At 39.8% G+C, this 19934-nt stretch carries 15 protein-coding genes and 2 tRNA genes; 13 read left to right on the forward strand and 4 right to left on the reverse strand.

The window, feature by feature from the left end; all coding sequences use genetic code 11:
- Positions 1-38: 38 nt before the first annotated feature.
- The 6 genes from ACYVM0_RS23750 (at position 39) to ACYVM0_RS23775 (ending at position 8144) form a co-directional block, all read left to right on the forward strand.
- The gene (locus tag ACYVM0_RS23750; RefSeq protein ID WP_460561357.1) at positions 39-656 is read left to right on the forward strand and encodes a thioredoxin domain-containing protein; all 618 of its coding nucleotides are present in this window, start codon (positions 39-41) and stop codon (positions 654-656) included.
- Between the two features lie 32 nt (positions 657-688).
- A complete protein-coding gene (locus ACYVM0_RS23755; RefSeq protein ID WP_460561359.1) occupies positions 689-2944 on the forward strand; it encodes a sensor histidine kinase family protein in 2256 nt (751 codons plus the stop codon).
- Positions 2945-2972: 28 nt separating this feature from the next.
- A complete protein-coding gene (locus ACYVM0_RS23760; protein ID WP_460561361.1) occupies positions 2973-3347 on the forward strand; it encodes an Hpt domain-containing protein in 375 nt (124 codons plus the stop codon).
- Between the two features lie 155 nt (positions 3348-3502).
- Positions 3503-4552, forward strand: coding sequence for a sensor histidine kinase (locus ACYVM0_RS23765; RefSeq protein ID WP_460561363.1), 1050 nt, complete (start codon positions 3503-3505; stop codon positions 4550-4552).
- The gene (locus ACYVM0_RS23770; RefSeq protein ID WP_460561365.1) at positions 4552-5259 is read left to right on the forward strand and encodes a LytR/AlgR family response regulator transcription factor; all 708 of its coding nucleotides are present in this window, start codon (positions 4552-4554) and stop codon (positions 5257-5259) included. The genes ACYVM0_RS23765 and ACYVM0_RS23770 overlap by 1 nt, the downstream gene beginning before the upstream one ends.
- Positions 5260-5561: 302 nt before the next feature.
- Positions 5562-8144 (forward strand): outer membrane beta-barrel protein, encoded by a 2583-nt coding sequence (locus ACYVM0_RS23775; RefSeq protein ID WP_460561367.1) that lies wholly within the window; start codon positions 5562-5564, stop codon positions 8142-8144.
- Positions 8145-8208: 64 nt separating this feature from the next.
- Here the strand turns inward: ACYVM0_RS23775 and ACYVM0_RS23780 are convergent.
- A tRNA-OTHER gene (locus tag ACYVM0_RS23780) sits at positions 8209-8294 on the reverse strand.
- A 52-nt stretch (positions 8295-8346) separates the two neighbouring features.
- Positions 8347-8421, reverse strand: a tRNA-Arg gene (locus tag ACYVM0_RS23785).
- A gap of 737 nt (positions 8422-9158) precedes the next feature.
- Here ACYVM0_RS23785 and ACYVM0_RS23790 point away from each other — a divergent pair.
- The 3 genes from ACYVM0_RS23790 to ACYVM0_RS23800 all read left to right on the forward strand — a co-directional run bounded on the left by ACYVM0_RS23790 (position 9159) and on the right by ACYVM0_RS23800 (position 12404).
- Positions 9159-9623 (forward strand): VOC family protein, encoded by a 465-nt coding sequence (locus tag ACYVM0_RS23790; RefSeq protein WP_460561369.1) that lies wholly within the window; start codon positions 9159-9161, stop codon positions 9621-9623.
- Positions 9624-9674: 51 nt separating this feature from the next.
- Positions 9675-10328, forward strand: coding sequence for a tetratricopeptide repeat protein (locus ACYVM0_RS23795; RefSeq protein ID WP_460561371.1), 654 nt, complete (start codon positions 9675-9677; stop codon positions 10326-10328).
- Between the two features lie 144 nt (positions 10329-10472).
- Entirely contained in the window at positions 10473-12404 is a 1932-nt protein-coding gene (locus tag ACYVM0_RS23800; protein WP_460561373.1) for a beta-N-acetylhexosaminidase, read from the forward strand.
- A gap of 6 nt (positions 12405-12410) precedes the next feature.
- On the opposite strand, the gene ACYVM0_RS23805 is transcribed toward ACYVM0_RS23800, so the two are convergent.
- Both ACYVM0_RS23805 and ACYVM0_RS23810 read right to left on the reverse strand, forming a co-directional pair.
- The gene (locus ACYVM0_RS23805; protein WP_460561375.1) at positions 12411-13328 is read right to left on the reverse strand and encodes an OmpA family protein; all 918 of its coding nucleotides are present in this window, start codon (positions 13326-13328) and stop codon (positions 12411-12413) included.
- 94 nt (positions 13329-13422) lie between these two features.
- Entirely contained in the window at positions 13423-13899 is a 477-nt protein-coding gene (locus ACYVM0_RS23810) for an SRPBCC family protein (protein ID WP_460561377.1), read from the reverse strand.
- Positions 13900-14029: 130 nt separating this feature from the next.
- Here ACYVM0_RS23810 and ACYVM0_RS23815 point away from each other — a divergent pair, with 130 nt between their 5' ends.
- The 4 genes from ACYVM0_RS23815 to ACYVM0_RS23830 all read left to right on the forward strand — a co-directional run bounded on the left by ACYVM0_RS23815 (position 14030) and on the right by ACYVM0_RS23830 (position 19927).
- Complete coding sequence (locus ACYVM0_RS23815) at positions 14030-17179, forward strand: ATP-dependent helicase (RefSeq protein ID WP_460561379.1); 3150 nt, start codon at positions 14030-14032, stop codon at positions 17177-17179.
- Positions 17180-17248: 69 nt separating this feature from the next.
- Positions 17249-18649 carry an Ig-like domain-containing domain gene (locus ACYVM0_RS23820; protein ID WP_460561381.1) on the forward strand — a complete coding sequence of 467 codons (1401 nt, stop codon included), beginning with the start codon at positions 17249-17251 and terminating at the stop codon, positions 18647-18649.
- A gap of 100 nt (positions 18650-18749) precedes the next feature.
- Entirely contained in the window at positions 18750-19373 is a 624-nt protein-coding gene (recR, locus tag ACYVM0_RS23825) for a recombination mediator RecR (protein ID WP_460561383.1), read from the forward strand.
- A 98-nt stretch (positions 19374-19471) separates the two neighbouring features.
- Positions 19472-19927: an OB-fold protein gene (locus tag ACYVM0_RS23830; RefSeq protein WP_460561385.1), complete on the forward strand. Its 456-nt coding sequence runs from the start codon at positions 19472-19474 to the stop codon at positions 19925-19927.
- The last annotated feature ends 7 nt before the right edge of the window (positions 19928-19934 follow it).

Raw genomic sequence — 19934 nt, forward strand, 5'->3', positions numbered from 1 at the left:
TTCTATTGCAGAACCAATATATCCTCAAAAAACTAAAAATGCCGGCATTTTTAAAAAAAGTAATTGCCATTACCGTACTCTTAACCACATTCAGTTGTATCGGGTTTCTATTCTGGTACAGCGAATGGCGTTACGCCTTACCAACACCGGTACCAGCTGCCTACCATGCTGTTGCAGTGGGAGAACATATTGATATCAGCGCAAAGTTTGCCTTCAAAAAAAATCAACCGGTCTTCCTCCATTTCTTCAACCCCGATTGCCCCTGTTCCCGTTTTAATGTACCGCATTTTAAAGAACTGGCCGGCACTTATGGAAAGCAGATCAGCTTTGCTGTGGTGGTAATGATGAAAGACAATGAATATAGTGAAGCAGCTATCAGAAAAAAATTCGGGATTACGGTACCCGTTTTGTTCGACACTTCTATTGCACGTGAGTGTGGCGTATACTCAACGCCACAAGCTGTTTTATTAACTGCAGATCAATCTTTGTATTACAGGGGCAATTATAATAAGAGCCGCTATTGTGCGGATAAAAAGACCAATTATGCACAATCGGCTATTGAAGCCTTACTATCTAACAGGCAGCAACCTGTTTTTAATGCGTATGCCCTAACAGCTTATGGATGCTCTCTTCCCGGCTCAACCTGTAAAAAATAAACCTGATAAAACCCTAAAACCATAACCCTGCAATGGAACATACAATACCAAAAAAGCAAGGCGGACACACATCGTTTGCACAACAGGTAAAAGAGCGGTCAGATAGGCTGATGAATTATTTTCTCATCTGCTTTTTTTTATGTGGCCTGATAATAGCGCCTTTTTACGACACCTGGATGATAGCTTTTGGCGTGGGAGGCTTTTCGCTTTTTGCTTATTACTATATTAAAGCCGCCATGCCCGATTCCAATTTATACCAGTATGTACTGAGTGTGGTGCTGGGTATTTTTATGGCGCAGGGTATTTACCAGATGCATGGCCTTTTTGAAATGCATTTTGCTGCATTTGTTGCCAGTGCCATATTGATCACGTACCAAAACTGGAAATTGCAGATTCCGTTAGTACTATTTGTATTGATCCATCACGCAGGGCTGGCTTACCTGCAAAACTCAGGTGCAAAAGGCGTTTACTTCAGCCAGCTTGATACGATTGAATTAAGCACCTTCATAATACATATCGTACTTTCGGCATTAATATTTTTTATCTGTGGCCTATGGGCTTACCTCTTAAAAAAATACAGCAAAATACAGGTAGAACAAACCCGTGAAATGGGGCGACTGGAAAGAGAAGCACAAATTCATAAAGAAAGAATCATTAATGAAGAGGCATTAAAAGTTGCCTACCAGAAAGCAGAACAGGCAAGGCAGGAAGCTGATGCGGCCAATAAAGCCAAAAGTGTTTTCTTAGCTACCATGAGCCATGAAATTCGTACACCCATGAACGGTGTAATAGGTATGGCATCGCTTTTAAATGAAACCAATCTTACACCCGAGCAACAGGAATATGCCAGAACCATCAGCACCTGTGGCGAAGCATTGTTAACGGTGATCAATGATATCCTTGATTTTTCTAAAATAGAATCAGGCAATATGGAATTAGAGCATCGTGATTTTGACCTGCGTACCTGTATTGAAGAAGTGCTGGATGTATTTGCCAACAAGGCAGGTAAAATGGGGCTTGACCTGGTGTATGAAATTGATTACAATGTGCCGGCACAAATTATAGGCGACAGTTTAAGGTTGCGCCAGGTATTGGTGAACCTGGTAAGCAATGCCATTAAGTTTACCGAACAGGGTGAGATATTTGTTGGTGTGCATTTAAATAAAATAAAAGATGGCGGGCAGGCAGAGTTACAGTTTGAAGTTCGTGATACCGGTATTGGTATTCCTGCAGATAAAATGGAACGTCTTTTCAAAGCTTTCTCACAGGTAGATTCATCTACCAGCCGCAAATATGGCGGTACCGGCTTAGGATTGATCATTTGTGAAAAACTGATTGAACTGATGGGCGGACAGATCCATGTAACCAGTAAAGAAAATATTGGTACCACATTTACATTCACTATGCAAACCGCAGCCAGTTCTCAATCCTTGCGTACCTATGTGACCAATCATATCACCGGTTTGGAAGGCAGGCAGATACTGGTGGTAGATGATAACTTAACCAACCGTTGTATTCTTAAAAACCAGCTGGAGTTATGGAAACTGGTACCCACATTATCTTGCAGTGGCGCCGAAGCCCTGGAAATACTGGCCAAAGGAACACCTTTCGACCTGGTACTTACTGATATGCAGATGCCCGGTATGGATGGTTGTCAATTAGCACAAAACATGCAGCGGCTGTATCCCGGGCTGCCGGTTATTTTATTGAGTTCTGTTGGCGACGAAAGAAATAAAGAATATGCCGGCTTATTTAAATCGATACTCACAAAGCCGATAAAACAGGAAATGTTATGCAAGCTGATCATCAACGAACTGAGAGGCAAATCGAAACATGCGGCAGAAATACAACCTCCACAGCAAAAACTGTCTGCTGATTTTGCTGTGGAGCATCCCTTACGTATACTGGTAGCCGAAGATAACCTGGTGAACCAGAAACTAACACTTAAAATACTAAGTAAACTCGGCTTTAATGCTGCCCTTGCAGAAAATGGAAAAATAGCGGTGGAAATGGCGAGCCTGCAGGCCTTTGATGTAATATTAATGGATGTGCAGATGCCTGAAACAGATGGGTTGCAGGCTACCCGTATCATCAGGCAGAGTATGCAAATACAACCGGCTATAATTGCAATGACGGCCAATGCTATGAAGGAAGACAGGGACGAATGCCTGAGGGCAGGAATGGATGATTTTTTAAGTAAGCCTGTAAAACTGGAGGAGCTCGTGAACATGCTGGCCAAATGGTCGGATATCGGAAAACAAAAAACACCTGGCGAAAAAAGAGCCTGATACAATATAATACCTCAAAAATACCGTTATGGAAAATTCAGACACACAAACTATTACAACTACCGAAGGTTTATACAATTTAAGCATGCTGGAAGAAATGGATGACCCCGGTTACCTGCATGAAGTACTTACACTTATATTGCAGGATAGCCCTAAAGAAATTAAAGAAATGAAAGCGGCGCTCCAGGCTGGTAATATAGCTATGGTTTGCAAAAAAGCACATCAGCTTAAAGGCAGCGCCGGTGTAATACAGGCCGAAAAACTGGTACACTTATTAAACAGCATTGAAATAACAGGAAAAAACGGAGGCAGCATAAACGTACTTAACGACCTGCTCAAAGCTACCATCGAAGAATATTGCCTGGTAGAAATGGGCCTGAAAATTTATATTGAAAGCTTATAAATTACGGTAAGCTCCCGCAATTCTTTTACAAAATTAAAAAGCCACCCTTACACCAGGTGGCTTTTTAATACGCTTTTCGTCGCAGCATTTACCCCTTACGTCGCATTACATGCCCTATTTTTCGCATTGTATATTTGTATGCCTAATTTAGCAGCATGAAACAAACGAGGTATAAAAAAGAAGTGGTCTTTGTAATGCATGCGGCTGCGTGGATACTGCTTTTTTCCCTGCCCTATTTGTTGCGCCCTTCTTACAATGCAAATGAGCCAAGGCATGCACAACCGGTAAATGAAACCGCCAATTTTTTCACGGCCCGGTTTAACGATATAATGCTCATCGGATTTTTTTATCTTAATGCAGGCGTATTAATTGTACGGTTATTTTACAGGAAAAAATATTTTTGGTATATCCTTTCTGTCCTTTTTTGTTTTGCCGTTTTTTCATTCCTCTCTTTTAATGTATTAAAAACATTCACGTACACCGATTCTTTTTTCAGCTTCAGAAAACATTTACCCTTTTGCGTTTTTGTGTTCCTGTTTATACTGGCCTGCAGCATCGCCTATAAAACCATCAAAGACAAAATTGTTTTTGAAAACCTGGCCAGGGAAAGACTGAACGAAAATTTAAAAACAGAATTATCCTTATTGCGCTCGCAGGTAAGTCCGCATTTTATGTTTAACGTATTGAATAATATGGTGGCATTGGCTCGCAAACAATCCGACCTGCTGGAACCTTCGTTGATCAAACTTTCTTCACTGATGCGCTACATGCTATACGAAACAGGGGAGGAAAAAGTATCTTTGGAAAAAGAAACCGAATACCTGCAAAGCTATATCGACCTGCAACTGCAGCGCTTCGGAAAAAAATTAGTGGTCAATGTAAATGTATTGCCTGCCGATAAACAATATGATATTGAACCCATGTTGCTGATACCTTTTGTAGAAAATGCATTTAAACACGGCACCGGTATGATCGATCACCCGCAAATTGATATCAGTTTAAAAGCACTGAATAATATTTTATATTTTACAGTACAAAACAAATACGACCCTGCATCGCAGGAAATAAAAGATTCGGCCAGTGGTATTGGCTTAACTAATGTGCAACGCAGGCTGGAGTTATTATACGGCAATCACAAACATGAGTTAATCATCAACAGGGATAACAATACCTTCAGTATCTCACTTCAAATACATTTAAATTAATGATCCGCTGCATTGCCATAGATGATGAACCACTTGCATTGGAATTATTGCAGGATAATATCAGCAAAGTGCCTTTTTTACAACTGGTAGCTGCCTGCGACAATGCAATGGAAGCCTTGCAGGTAATAGAAAAACAACCTGTTGATCTTATCTTTTTAGATATTCAAATGCCGGGACTTACAGGTTTACAGCTTATTCAAAGCATGACAGTGAAACCGATGTTTATACTGATCACTGCTTATGAAAAATATGCACTGGAAGGATATAATTTAGATGTTACCGATTACCTGGTAAAGCCCGTGGCATTGGACCGTTTTATAAAAGCCTGTTACAAAGCCAAAGAATTATTTGAACTGAAACATGCAGCTAAAGAAAATACTACCCCCGCAAATGCAGAATATTTTTTTGTGAATGTTGAATACAGCCTGGTAAAAATCACCATCGCTGATATTATGTATATCGAAGGATTAAAAGATTACATCAGGATACATTTAAAAAGTTCTTCCAGGCCTGTGGTTACACGTATGCCCATGAAAACGATTGAAGACCAGCTGCCGGCCAAACAATTTATCCGCATTCATAAATCTTATATTGTTGGCGTTTCATTTATTACTTCTATCCGCAAAACCAGTGTATTTATAGATACCCTGGAACTTCCGGTAAGCGATCATTACCGTGATGCTATTGCTGCATTAACAGCGAAGTAAAACACCGAGGACACGGATTGAACGGATGAACACAGATTTTAATTCTGCCTTGCAGAATAAATTGGATTCTTGCTACAATCAACATGCTGCGAATATAAAAATCATCGGTGGTCATTCAATTTTAGCATGAAGTAATTAATACCACAAACTCCAGCGCCAAAAAGAAATCATATAAAATCCGCTTTATCACCGTCATCCTTGTTCCTGCATTTTCTCTTTCGTCGCAACATTTCCCCATCTTATCTCTTTTGCCCCCGACACGCTGTTGCAGCAATTTACTTTTACAGTATAAAAATAAACAAATGAAAAAATTATTATTATTGATTACGATAGTACTGGGCGCAACAGGTTTGTTTGCTCAAATGCCCCCTGCAGGAATGAGACCATCCGGCAGTCTCAGTGCTCATTTATACGGCAAGCTTACCGACAATGATGGTAAAGCCATTGGAGAAGCTACCGTATTATTGATGGAGAATAAGATAGACTCCGCTACCAAAAAAACAAAGCAGTTGCTGTATAAATCCACCATTACACAAGCGAATGGCGATTTTAGCTTTGAAGACGTCTCCTTAAAAAGCAGGTACACTCTAAAGATCAGCAGTGTTGGTTTTAAAGCCTACGAACTGCCGGTTAGTTTTTTTACAAAAAGTACCGATGGCACCATGCAACCACCATCAACAGATAAAGATTTGGGCAAGATCAAACTTACACCTGACGCAAAAGACCTGCAGGTGGTCACCGTAGTTTCATCAACTCCCACTATAAAACTAAACGCCGATAAAAAAATATTTAATGTAGAAAAGAATATCATGAGTGCCGGCGGTACCGGTGTGGATGTAATGCGCAATGTGCCTTCGGTGAATGTGGATATTGATGGCAATATTACCATGCGAAACGCAGCGCCGCAATTGTTGGTTGATGGCAGGCCAACTACCTTAACATTAGACCAGATACCGGCAGATGCCATTGAAAGTGTGGAAGTAATCTCTAATCCTTCTGCAAAATATGATGCTTCCGGCGGCGGTGCAGGTATTTTAAATATTGTATTGAAGAAAAATAAAAAAACCGGCTACAACGGTAATGTAAGAGCCGGTGTAGATAAAAGAGGTGCAGTAAATGGTGGCCTGGATTTTAATGTGCGCCAGGATAAAATCAATATCAGTGCTGCAGTTAATGGCAACCAGAATAAAGGACAAACAACCGGAACTACAGAACGTATCAGCCAGTTAACAACGCCGCAAACTATTACTGCACAAAATAATTTTAATAAAACAACAGGCGGCTTTCTCTTTGCAAAACTGGGTGTTGATTATTTTGCTACTAACAAAACTACTTTGTCTTTGTCGGGTATAAAAGTACATGGAGAATTTAACCCTTATGAACTGATCGGCGTATCAACTGACAGTTTATACAACAGCGGCAAGATAAGTGTAGCAAGTGAAAGATTAACCACCGGCACCAGAGAGTTTAACGGGCAAGGCTTGGTATTTGGTTTAAAACATACTTTTGCCAAACAGGGTGAAGAACTTACCGTTGATGCCAATTATTTTGGTGGCAAAAACAATAATAATTCTTTATACACTACCAATTATTTTACCACTGCCGGTACAACAGACAGCACTGCATTGCAAACCGCATCAGGTTATGGCAGCGATAAAAATTTTGTGATACAGTCTGATTACACACTGCCCCTGAGTAAAACTGCAAAATTAGAAACCGGTGTAAGAGCCGCCATACGGAGCAGGGTAAACGTTAATGATAACTATTTGTATAACGACAGTGCAAAACAATACCTCATCATTCCATCTGCAACAAGCAATTATAAAAACACCGATAATGTATATGCTGCTTATGCCACTTACAGCAACAGCATTAAAGACTTCAGTTATAAAGTAGGTGTTCGTGCAGAAAGCTCTGACTATACCGGTACATTAACCAATACCGGCGAAACATTCAAAAACAGTTATCCTGTAAGCCTCTTTCCTTCGGTTTTTTTAAGCCAGAAATTAGCTAACCGGCAGGAACTGCAATTCAGCTACAGCCGCCGTGTTAACAGGCCCAACTTTTTTCAACTGATACCTTTTACTGATTATACCGATAAATTAAATATCACCCGGGGTAACCCTAACCTGGTACCGGAGTTTACACAATCAGTAGAGTTGTCTTATTTAAAAACATTTCAGAAGAGCAGTACTTTCTTAGGTTCTTTATATTACAAACACACCGATAATTTAATTACCCGTTATTTATCATCAGAAGTTGATGCCGTGAGTGGCAATACAGAATTGATCAATACCTATATCAATGCCAATTCAAGTTATGCTGCCGGTGCAGAAGCAACGGTGTTAAACAACCTTACTAAATGGTGGGACATCAGCACCAATGTTAACGTGTATAATTCCAAAGTAAATACCAGCAATGTAACCACCACTCAGCAAGCCGCTTTATGGAGTTTGTTTGGTAAGTTCAACAGTAATTTTAAACTGCCTTCCAATTTTGCTGTGCAGCTTACTACCACATACCAATCCAAAACCAATTTACCGGTAAGCCAGGGTGGTGGTATGGGTGGCCCGCCAATGATGCAGAGCCAGAGTTCTTCCCAGGGTTATATCAAACCATCATGGGGTATGGACCTTGCGGTTAAAAAAAGTTTCCTGAAGAATAATGCAGCATCGGTATCATTGAGTGTAACAGATATTTTTAAAACACGTATCAACGCTCAATATTCTACCAGCGATTATTTTACGCAAACCTACAGCCGCCTGCGTGACCCGCAAATGTTTAAACTTAATTTTGCCTATCGTTTTGGTAAACTGGACGCTTCACTTTTTAAACGTAAAAGCAGTGGTGGCGAAAGTAATGCTACTGAAGGTTTACAGCAGTAAGAGTATGATTTGAAGCTGTAATCTGTACAAAAATAAAAAGGCGGCTGTAATAAGTCGCCATTTTTGGTAGTCCTGACAAGAATCGAACTTGTATCTAAAGTTTAGTCCCCAAGATACTTGGGGATATTCTATCCATTGAACTACAGGACTTCAGTGTAAAAAAAACTTATAAAAAATGGCGACTGTAATAAGTCGCCTTTTTTGGTAGTCCTGACAAGAATCGAACTTGTATCTAAAGTTTAGGAAACTTCTATTCTATCCATTGAACTACAGGACCAGTTATTTTTTTTTGCTCTCCGAACTTGTAACTCAAGTTTAGTCCCCAAGATACTTGGGGATATTCTATCCATTGAACTACAGGACCAGTTATTTTTTTTGTTCTCCGAACTTGTAACTCAAGTTTAGTCCCCAAGATACTTGGGGATATTCTATCCATTGAACTACAGGACCAGTTATTTTTTTTGTTCTCCGAACTTGTAACTCAAGTTTAGTCCCCAAGATACTTGGGGATATTCTATCCATTGAACTACAGGACCAGTTATTTTTTTGCTCTCCGAACTTGTAACTCAAGTTTAGTCCCCAAGATACTTGGGGATATTCTATCCATTGAACTACAGGACCAGTTATTTTTTTGCTCTCCGAACTTGTAACTCAAGTTTAGTCCCCAAGATACTTGGGGATATTCTATCCATTGAACTACAGGACCAGTTATTTTTTTTTGTTCTCCGAACTTGTAACTCAAGTTTAGTCCCCAAGATACTTGGCGATATTCTATCCATTGAACTACAGGACCAGTTATTTTTTTTTTACTCTCCGAACTTGTAACTCAAGTTTAGTCCCCAAGATACTTGGCGATATTCTATCCATTGAACTACAGGACCAGTTTCTTCAGGCTCCAAATGACTACTCATTTCAGCGCTATGGAATTTCGGATGGCAAAAGTAATTATTTCTGCGTACCCGATTATAAAAATCAGCATTAATTTAATTACATTTAGCCTTAAACAGCTTAAATATGAAAAAATACAGGCTTATTCTACCCATAGCCATGCTACTTTCAATGCCTTTTGCTTCCTTTTCGCAAAGTAATACGCAAACTAAAGCCCATATTAACCATACCGCCATTTTTGTGGTGGACCTTAAAAAGTCCGGTGATTTTTATATGAACGTGGTGGGGCTGGATACTATACCTGAACCTTTTCATGATGGCAAACATATCTGGCTGCAGACCTCACCACACACCCAAATGCATATTATACAAGGTGCTGCTGAAGCCAAAACCTATTATAAAAACCAGCATACCTGCTTCAGCGTGGGCTCGGTAGATGTTTTTGCTAAAATGTTATTGGATAAAAAAATAGCTTTTGAAGATGTAAAAGGCACGCCCAACGCCATTACTACAAGGGTGGATGGCGTAAAGCAGATCTGGCTGCAGGACCCTGATGGCTACTGGGTGGAAATAAATGATGCAAAAGACTAAGGCCTTTTAAGGCAGCAAACCTTATCTTTGCCGTCCTAAATTTTAGTGATCATGAAGTGGTTGAACCTCTTAATTAAATACCGCCTTTGGCTGGGCATTGTATTTTTAGCACTGGCTATTTATACTAATATCCAAACCAGTTTCTGGCCTTCCTTTATTTTATATTTTATAGCCGTAATAGCTATTGCAGGCCATTTCCTGTTTGGCCCCATGCGTTTGATACAGGGTTATATGGAAGAAGGTGATATTGAAGGTGCTAAAAAAGTAGTGAATTCCATCTGGTTTCCGGCGCTTTTAATTAAACCTGTTCGTTCAGTGTATTATACTATTAAAGGCAACCTTGCCATGGTTGACCAGGATTATGCGGGAGCAGAAGAGCTGATGAAAAAAAGTTTGTCGCTGGGTGGCACCATGACCAAACAGGCTGAAGGCCCTAACAAATTGCAACTGGGCATGCTTTGCATTCAAAGGGGCGATATGAAACAGGGAGAAAGTTATATCCGCCAGGCTATTCGTGCCGGGTTACCTGATAGCGAAAACAATGCCGCTGCTTATTTACAATTGTATTCCATAATGATGAACAAAAGAGAATTCCGTGCAGCCAAAGATTATTTTAAAAAAGCAAAAAGCTTTAAGCCCACCACTCCTCAAATTGTAGATCAGATAAAACAAATTGAAAAATATATCGGCCGTATGCCGGGATAATTTTTTTTAATAAAATTCAAAAGGGCTGACAAGAATAATTTGTCAGCCCTTTTTTTGTATGCTGAAAATATTTTTTTCGGCTCATTGGCAACAAAGACCAACAGGTGGTTTCAAATAATTAACTTGTGTTATAATTTGTTTTATATGAAAAAGATTGTCCTTGTAAGTTGTCTGTTGATACTTGTTGTTGTTGCTTTGGCGCAAAGAAACACGGCACCCAAACAAAGCATTGCCTGGCGCAACAATATTGTACCCAAACCGGTTTCCCTCACCAGGGGCGAAGGTTTTTTTACTTTACCCCACGAGTTCTCCATTCTTATTACAAAAAATGAAGAGCTTAAAAAGATGGCGCTGCAATTATCGCAGCAACTGAATATTGCAGCCAATAAAATAAACATTAAAGAAAGTAAAACAGCAACTGCCAATTCTATCTTTTTATCGCTTACCAATGATACCTCCATACCTGCTGAAGGCTACCGTTTAAAAGTAAGCGATAGTGGTATTGTTATTTCTGCTAAAGCGCCTGCCGGTATTTTTTATGGCGTACAAACACTGCTGCAATTATTGCCTCCTGCCGTAGAAAGCAGGGAAACCCAAAAACCAGTTGACGAATGGACGGTTCCTGTAATTACTATTGAGGATGCTCCCCGCTTTGGCTGGCGTGGTTTAATGCTGGATGTATCCCGTCATTTTTTTACCGTGGCACAGGTTAAAGATTATATCGACCAGATGGCCAAATATAAATTCAACATTTTACATCTGCATTTAACCGACGACCAGGGCTGGCGTATCCAGATCAACAGCCTGCCCAAATTAACTGAAGTGGGTGCATGGCGTGTAGATAAAACCGGCAGTTTCGGAAGATTTTCCAAGCCTGACCCCAATGAACCTAAAACCTATGGCGGCTTTTATACGCATGAAGACATTAAGGAACTGGTGAAATATGCCGGGGAAAAATACATCAATATTCTTCCGGAAATTGATATGCCGGGGCATAGCCTGGCAGCACTGGCTTCTTATCCCGAATTGACTTGTACCCCCGGTACTTATGCGGTTAACTCCGGCGAACAGTTTATGATATGGCCCGGTGGCGGCCAGCATTTTTATGGTACACTTGATAATACCCTTTGCCCTGCCAACGAAAAAGTATACGATTTTTTAGATAAGGTTTTTACCGAAGTGGCAGAATTATTTCCTTTTGCGTATATCCATATGGGTGGTGATGAAACGGCACGCAATTTCTGGGAGAAAAGCGATGCTATAAAAGCATTGATGAAAAAAGAGAACCTGAAAAACCTGGATGAAGTGCAGAGCTATTTTGTAAAACGGGTAGAGAAGATCATTGCTTCTAAAGGTAAAAAAATGATCGGCTGGGATGAGATCCTGCAAGGTGGATTGGCGCCCAATGCCGCAGTAATGAACTGGCGGGGCACTAAAGATGGTATTGAAGCTGCCAGGCAAGGCCACAACATAGTGATGACCCCAACAGAATTTTGCTATATCGATTATATGCAGGGCGATGCCATTATAGAACCTCCTGTGTATGCCAGCTTACGATTAAAAAAAGCGTACCAGTTTGAGCCCGTTCCCGATGGCATAGATGCAAAATTTGTTAAAGGCGGCCAAGCTAACCTGTGGACAGAACAGGTGTACAATATGCGCCATGCGCAATACATGACATGGCCCCGTGCTTTTGCTATTGCAGAAGTATTGTGGAGCCCTAAAGAAAAAAGAGACTGGAATGATTTTGTACAACGTGTGGAAGGCCAGTTTAAAAGATTTGATGTTGCAGAAATAAAGTATGCACCCAGTATGTATGACCCTGTTTTTAACGTAAGCAAAAAAGATACTGCCACAGTAATAGTTGCATTAAGTACAGAAGTAGAAGGTTTAAAAATCCATTATAGTTTCGATAATTCTTTCCCGGATAATTTTTACCCGGCATACACTACACCGCTCACTGTTCCTAAAGATGCTTCGTTTATGAAACTGATTACTTACCGTGATAATAAACCCATCGGAAGAATGATAGTAATGCCTGTTACAGAATTGAAAAAGCGGGCAGGGATAAAATAGGAGTCATTATTTTTCAATCATGATCTGTGCCCTTGAATTTAATGCCATCTCCTGTGGGTTTCTGCCGGCATTGCAGGGGCGGCTGTTGCCATACCCTTTTACTGATAAGATCCGGCTATTGGCAATATTGCGGGAGAGTAAATAATTTTTTACGATCTCTGCCCTTTCATTGGCCAGTCTTTCGCAAAGCGAATTAATGCCTTCTGCAGGGTAAGCATGTCCCTGAACAGAAAGTTTAAGCGCCGGGTTTTCTTTCAATACCACAATCACGCTATCCAGCGCTTTATAAGTTACCGGCGATAGCCAGGATTGCTGGTAATCGAAGGGTATTACAATGGCATCTTTATCGGGGCAACCATCGTTTTCTTTATAGCCGTATACATCTGCACAGGCATCGTCTACATCCGCAATGCCATCTCCATCCTTATCTTCAATTTGCGGCGGCACCGGTGGAGGCGGGTAGTTCAATACCAGTTCGGCACGGCAATTCAATGCATGGCCATCTTTATTTACATTCGTTTTTTCAGAACGTTTTTTACCCATGCCCCTTACAAAAATCAGGCGGAAAGGTTGTACCCCACGGCCTAAAATATAATCACGTACAAACAAAGCCCTGTTTAAGGAAAGATATTTGCAAATGGTATCACTGCCTTCGTCCTGGTGGGCATACCCATTAATAGAAAGTGTAATGCTACTGTCTTTCAACAGCAAATTAACCACGCTGTCAATCACTTCGTAGGTATAAGCATGGTATAATGCTGATTGTTTATAATCGAAAGGAATAAGTATCACCGCGGAGTCAGCATAAGGCTTTTTGGTATACACCGGGTTTTGTTGCTCCTCTGAAATATTAATCGGCGCGGCATTAACTGCCGCAACATTGCTGATGAAAACTGATATAAACAGGTATAGGATCTTTTTCATTCGGTACACGTTCAGGTGATATTGCGGTTGGTACTGCAATAATGATACCGATTGACAGTATTTAAGGGTTAACGGTTGCTTTTTGGCTTAAATTTCAGCTATTTGTCATGGCTCCAAATCTTTGCTCCACCACTTTATACCTGAAATCAAAAATATGCTGCAACTGTTTCCGTACAAATAACCCCTGTGCTATGTCGCCCAAAAACCAAAAGGGCAGTTTATAATGTACAATATCGGTCATTTCCACACCGCCTTCAACAGCTTTAAAGTGATGCTGGTGGTGCCACATACTATAAGGACCATAACGCTGCTCATCTACAAAATATTGTTGGTCTTCCACGTGGGTAATCTCGGTCATCCAGTATAAGGGGATATTTAAAACGGGGCTCACTTTGTATTCAATGATCTGCCCGGCATACATCTTATCACCATGGTGTTTGGAGATGATATTGAAACCAAGATTACCAGGTGTTATTTCTTTTAAATTGGCCGGGCTGCTGAAAAAATCCCAGGCAGTAGCTAAGGAAACAGGGATTTTCTGGATGGTTTTAATAGAATAGACTTTGCTCATTTGGTAGTTTTTTATAAAACATCAAATCAACCATTTTGTTTACGAAAAAGGCGATATAATATTTACAACACTAAAAGCGCCTCATTTACTGCAATTTTTTCGGGAGGGCTTTCGGGTTTATCTTTGACGGATGGCCAGCTACAGAAGTATTTTACAAAATAAATTTGAACAGGAGTATCAAAAACTCAATGCACAACAGCGCCATGCTGTTGATACCATTGAAGGTCCGGTAATGGTTATTGCCGGCCCCGGCACAGGTAAAACGCAAATTTTAGCTGCACGTATCGGCAAAATTTTATTAGATACTGATGTACTGCCCGAAAATATTTTATGCCTCACCTACACCGATGCCGGTACCATTGCTATGCGTAAAAGACTGGTGCAGTTTATTGGTGCCGATGCCTACAAAGTAAACATCTATACCTTCCACGCTTTTTGTAATGATGTGATACAGGATAATTTATCGCTGTTTGAAAAAACTTCATTAGATGCGGTGTCCGAATTGGAAAGTATTCAATTATTTAAAACGCTCATCGATTCCTTCCCTAAAAATCATCCGTTAAAAAGATACCGCGGGGATGTGTATTACGAGATCAATAATTTAAAGAGTTTATTCTCTGCAATGAAAAGAGAAGGCTGGACACCGGCTTTCATTAATCAAAAAATTGATGAGTATGTTGCTGGCCTGCCTGCAAGGGATGAATACATTGCCAAACGGGCCGTAAAGGATTTTAAAAAAGGCGATGTACGTACCGATAAGATCGCCGAAGAAAAAGAAAAAACAGAAAAATTAAGAGCTGCAGTAAATGAATTTGATAGTTATCAAAACCTGATGCGTAAAAAAAACCGTTACGATTTTGATGATATGATCAACTGGGTGATAAAAGTATTTGAAGAAAATGCAGCAGTACTTTCAGGCTACCAGGAAAAATTTCAATACGTTTTAGTGGATGAATACCAGGATACCAGCGGTATACAAAACAGGCTGGTGCAATTACTTATCAGTTACTGGGATAAACCCAATGTATTTGTTGTAGGTGATGACGACCAGAGTATCTACCGCTTCCAGGGAGCGAATGTTGAAAATATGCTGGGCTTTGCCAATGCCTATACCAAAGAATTGATGACGGTGGTATTGACCAACAATTACCGCAGCACACAACCCATACTGGATATTTCAAAAACACTCATCAATAAAAACGAAGAACGTTTAGTTAAAAAAATTGATGGGCTCAGCAAAGAATTAATTTCTTCCAACATAAAAATAAAAGACCTTACTAACCAGCCCGTAATTAATGAATATAATTCTGTTAAGGAAGAAATGGCCGGCATTACCAACCAGGTTTTCGAATTGCTGCAGCAACAAGTTGAAGCAGGTATAATTGCAGTGATCTATAAGGAAAATAAATATGGCGAAGAGCTGGCTAAATATTTCCGTTTAAAAGGCATTCCTGTTTACAGTAAACGAAATACCAATATTTTAGAAAATGCTTTTGTAAGAAAATTACTGCAGCTATTGCGATACTTAAATGCAGAACATGATATTCCCTATGGTGGTGATGAAATGCTATTTGAAATTTTACATTTTGATTTCTATAGCATTCCCCCAATAGCAATTGCAAAACTTACAGTAGAAGTCAATAGTAAAAGATATGGCGGCGAGCCCACATCAATCCGTAAATTACTATTTGATAAAGCTAACCAACCTGCAAAAGATCTGTTTGATACCGGCATTAATGACCGTTTAAAAAAGATAAGCGCTATTATTGAACAATTGATTGCAGATGTTTCAAATGTAACATTGCAGCAATTGTTTGCCAATATCATTCAACATGCAGGTGTGCTGCCTTATATCATGCAGAGCAAAGATAAAATTGCATTGATGCAATTATTGAGTGCCCTGTTCGATTTCATCAAGGAAGAGTGCAGCCGCAATCCGTTATTGGACCTGGCAGGATTAGTTTCCATCATTGAATTAATGGAAAAAGAAAACCTGCCATTGCCCATGGTACAGGTGGCTGGTAATGATAAAGGCGTGAACCTGCTGACCGCACATGGCAGTAAAGGTTTGGAATTTGAATATGTTTTTTTTACCGGTGTAAACGCCTCATCGTGGGAGAAGAAAAGAAAACCCGGTGGCGGTTATAAATTTCCGGATACGATGTTTTCTTCGCAACCCGTTTCCTCTGATGAAGAAGAATTGCGCAGGCTGGTGTATGTGGCACTCACAAGAGCTGAAAAACATTTGTATATTTCTTATGCCAAATTTAAAAATGATGGCAAGGAAATGGAACCCTCTATGTTCATCGCCGAAATTTTAGAACAGCATACTATACCCATAGAAAAAATAAGTTTAGCTGATGAAACCATCGCCGAATTTGAATTATTGCAATTCAATGCACAGGCCCCTGAAATTGAAAAAGCGGAAGAAGATTTTATTACTGCTATACTGGATAAGTTTGTAATGAATGTAACGGCTTTGAATAATTATTTAAATTGTCCTTTACAATTCTATTATCAGAATTTGATCCGTATACCATCAGGGAAAAATGAGAATATGGAATTTGGCAGTGCCGTACACTATGCCCTGGAAAAACTTTTCAGGAAGATGCAGGAAGGTAAGCAGAATAAATTTCCATCTAAAGACGAAATGATGGCTGATTTTAATTGGTATATGTACCGCCATAGAGAGAGCTTCACAAAAGAGCAATTCGACAGAAGAATGGAATACGGCGATGAGGTATTGAGAAACTATTATGATAAATATATCACTACCTGGAATAAAGTTGTTTCGGTTGAATTAAATATCCGTGGTGTTGTTGTAAATGGTGTACCGTTAAAAGGCAAGTTGGATAAACTGGAATTTGATGGCAGGAATGTAAATGTGGTGGATTATAAGAGCGGCGATATTGATAAGGCGCTATCTAAATTAAAACCGCCAAATGATAAAGATCCCGACGGTGGAGGTTATTGGAGGCAGGCAGTCTTTTATAAAATATTAGTAGACAATTATCCACTTAAAGACTGGAAAGTAATAAGTACCGAATTTGACTTTGTAGAGCCCGATAAAAAGAAAGAGTACCGCAAAGAAAAAATTGTAATTACTCCTGCGGATACCGAGACCGTAAAACAACAAATTACTGAAACCTGGCAAAAAATTCAGGACCGGGATTTTTATACCGGGTGCGGTAAAGAAGATTGCCATTGGTGCAATTTTGTTAAAGATAACCAGCTGGCGGTAGCATTGCACGACCTGGAAGAAGAAGAAATTGCAGATTAAGGGATTTTTATGATTTTAAAAAAGTGTAAACAGCACAAACGCTTTAAGTTTGCACTTCAATACCAATTAATGAAAGTATCGCACTTTTTAAATGTACTGCTTATTATTACCCTCGGTGGCCTTGTTATAGTTGGTAACAGCGGCTGTGGCCAGATCGGCGCCATTTCCGGGGGCCTTAAAGATACCTTGCCACCGGCCCTTTTAACTGCAAGCCCTAAATTACTGAGCACTAATATTACCGATAATAAAATCACCCTCACATTTGATGAATACATTGACGAGTTGCAGGAAGTGCAGGCCAATGTATTGGTATCTCCTTATCCAAAATCTGCTCCGGAATTTAAGAGTAAACTAAAAACAGTTTCAATAAAGTTAAAAGATACCTTGCTGCCCAATACCACCTACTCTATCAATTTTGGCAACGCTATAAGAGATGTGAACGAAGGCAATGTGCTGAAGAATTTTACCTATGTGTTTTCTACCGGCAATACCATTGATTCTTTACGATTAACCGGAAAAGTAGAACTGGCAGAAACCGGTAAACCCGATAGTACCATGATTGTAATGCTGTACCGCAATGCCAACGACTCATCTGTACAACAAATAAAACCTGCATACATTGCTTTTTTAAAAGGCGATGGTAGTTTTACTTTTAATAATCTTCCGCCGGGTAATTTTAATATCTATGCATTAAAAGATGGTGATGGCGGCAAAACCTACAATTCAAAAACCGAGCAATTTGCATTTGCCGATGGCCCTATAACTGTTACTGAAAATAATAAGCCCATAGCATTGTTTGCCTATGCCGAAGAAAAAATGAATAAAACACCGGTAACAACAACTACTGTAAAACCTAAGACTGCAGCACAGAAAAAATTAAAGTATACTTTAGGTTCCGGCGGGCAAAAGCAGGACCTTAGGGGAAATCTTGTGCTTGATTTTAATAATGCCATTAAAAAACTCGATACCACAAAGATCACACTTACAGATACCAACTTTGTTGCCGTGCCCGGCGTTAGTTATTTGGTAGACAGCAATAAAGTGATCCTTAAAACAAAATGGCTTGAAGATGCTGATTATAAAATTGTGATACAAAAAAATGCGGTAAGAGACAGCACCGACAGTACTATTACAAAAACAGATACTATCCGTATTAAAACCATGGGGCCGGCTGATTATGGTAATGTGGTATTACGTTTTAAAAATATTATACTTACCAAACATCCAGTACTGCAGTTTGTACAGGATGATATCGTAAAAGAATCTTTCCCGGTAACAGCCAGTGAATGGAGCAACAAATTATTCCCGCCGGGGGAATACGAAATAAGGATTTTATACGACGATAATAACAATGGCAAATGGGACCCCGGCAGCTACACTAAAAAACTACAACCCGAAAAAGTAATTGCCCTGCCCAAAAAATTTGCTGTAAAGGCAAACTGGGATAATGAAAGCGACATTAATTTGTAATGGATCATTTTTTCGCTTTCAGGTTTCTTCATTTTTAACAAGCTATTTTTTAATACCATTATCAATTTTACATTATTCCATTATCCATTAACTTTACAACATGATTTTTTCGTCTTCTCTTTTAGAAAATGCGGTGAATGAATTTGCCAAACTGCCGGGTATTGGCAAAAAGACTGCCCTGCGTTTGGTGCTGCATCTTATTAAACAGGATGTGAATGATGTGATTGGCTTCAGCAACGCTATTGCCACATTAAGAGAAGAGATCAGGTTCTGCAGCCGTTGCCACAATATCTCTGATAAGGAGTTGTGCAATATCTGCAGCAACACCATGCGTAAACAGGAAATGATCTGCGTGGTGGAAAATATCCGTGATGTAATTGCTATCGAAAGCACCCAGCAATTCAATGGCGTATATCATGTTTTAGGCGGCATCATTTCCCCGTTAGACGGGGTTGGGCCCGAACAATTGCAAATTGATTCGCTCATCAGCCGCATCAGCAAAGAAAATATCAGTGAGATTATTTTTGCCCTCAATCCCAATATACAGGGCGATACCACCATTTATTATATCGGCAAAAAGCTAAAATCCTTCCCCGTAAAAATCACCACTATTGCCCGTGGTATTGCCTTTGGCGGCGAGCTGGAATATGCCGATGAAATGACGCTTGCCAAAAGCATCAGCAACCGCATTCCGGTTGAAAATTACATTACCGCAAGCAACTAAGCCTTTATTATTCCCGTTCAGTAGCTATAAATTCCTGTTCAGCAACAAATGTGTCGCTATGCAGGTTTATGGCTTTATTTTCACTTTAAGAACTACTTATGGCACGCAAAACAAAAAAAATACTCCTGCTTGCTGTTGCAGGCATCGTACTTATTGGCGCTGTTATCGGTTACAAAATGTACAACAAAAAGCATTTCAGCGTAGCATCTGCATCACCTGCGGCAGCAATTTCGGCCATCGATTTACACAAAGCATTTTCAACAGATACCACAGTAGCCAAAAACAAATTTATTGGTGATGAAGCTAACCAGAAAGTGATACAGGTTAGTGGAGAGGTGAGCGATATTAATAAAGACCAGCTGCAACATGTAGTGATAAAGTTAAAAACTGCAACCGACGGGGCATTTATAAATTGCGAAATGGAAGGAAATGCAGACGGCGTTATTGCTGGCAATAAAATTGTACTCAAAGGTATTTGCAGCGGCTATTTATTTGAAGCAGACCTGGGCATACCCGGTGATGTTATTTTAACAAGGTGTATCATTGCTAAATAACGCATTT

Source organism: Ferruginibacter profundus, from assembly GCF_054783275.1.

Coding starts and splice junctions, on each gene's coding strand:
- ACYVM0_RS23750 (WP_460561357.1), top strand. CDS start 39: ATGCCGGCATTTTTAAAAAAAGTAATTGCCATTACCGTACTCTTAACC.
- ACYVM0_RS23755 (WP_460561359.1), top strand. CDS start 689: ATGGAACATACAATACCAAAAAAGCAAGGCGGACACACATCGTTTGCA.
- ACYVM0_RS23760 (WP_460561361.1), top strand. CDS start 2,973: ATGGAAAATTCAGACACACAAACTATTACAACTACCGAAGGTTTATAC.
- ACYVM0_RS23765 (WP_460561363.1), top strand. CDS start 3,503: ATGAAACAAACGAGGTATAAAAAAGAAGTGGTCTTTGTAATGCATGCG.
- ACYVM0_RS23770 (WP_460561365.1), top strand. CDS start 4,552: ATGATCCGCTGCATTGCCATAGATGATGAACCACTTGCATTGGAATTA.
- ACYVM0_RS23775 (WP_460561367.1), top strand. CDS start 5,562: ATGAAAAAATTATTATTATTGATTACGATAGTACTGGGCGCAACAGGT.
- ACYVM0_RS23790 (WP_460561369.1), top strand. CDS start 9,159: ATGAAAAAATACAGGCTTATTCTACCCATAGCCATGCTACTTTCAATG.
- ACYVM0_RS23795 (WP_460561371.1), top strand. CDS start 9,675: ATGAAGTGGTTGAACCTCTTAATTAAATACCGCCTTTGGCTGGGCATT.
- ACYVM0_RS23800 (WP_460561373.1), top strand. CDS start 10,473: ATGAAAAAGATTGTCCTTGTAAGTTGTCTGTTGATACTTGTTGTTGTT.
- ACYVM0_RS23805 (WP_460561375.1), bottom strand. CDS start 13,328: ATGAAAAAGATCCTATACCTGTTTATATCAGTTTTCATCAGCAATGTT.
- ACYVM0_RS23810 (WP_460561377.1), bottom strand. CDS start 13,899: ATGAGCAAAGTCTATTCTATTAAAACCATCCAGAAAATCCCTGTTTCC.
- ACYVM0_RS23815 (WP_460561379.1), top strand. CDS start 14,030: ATGGCCAGCTACAGAAGTATTTTACAAAATAAATTTGAACAGGAGTAT.
- ACYVM0_RS23820 (WP_460561381.1), top strand. CDS start 17,249: ATGAAAGTATCGCACTTTTTAAATGTACTGCTTATTATTACCCTCGGT.
- recR (WP_460561383.1), top strand. CDS start 18,750: ATGATTTTTTCGTCTTCTCTTTTAGAAAATGCGGTGAATGAATTTGCC.
- ACYVM0_RS23830 (WP_460561385.1), top strand. CDS start 19,472: ATGGCACGCAAAACAAAAAAAATACTCCTGCTTGCTGTTGCAGGCATC.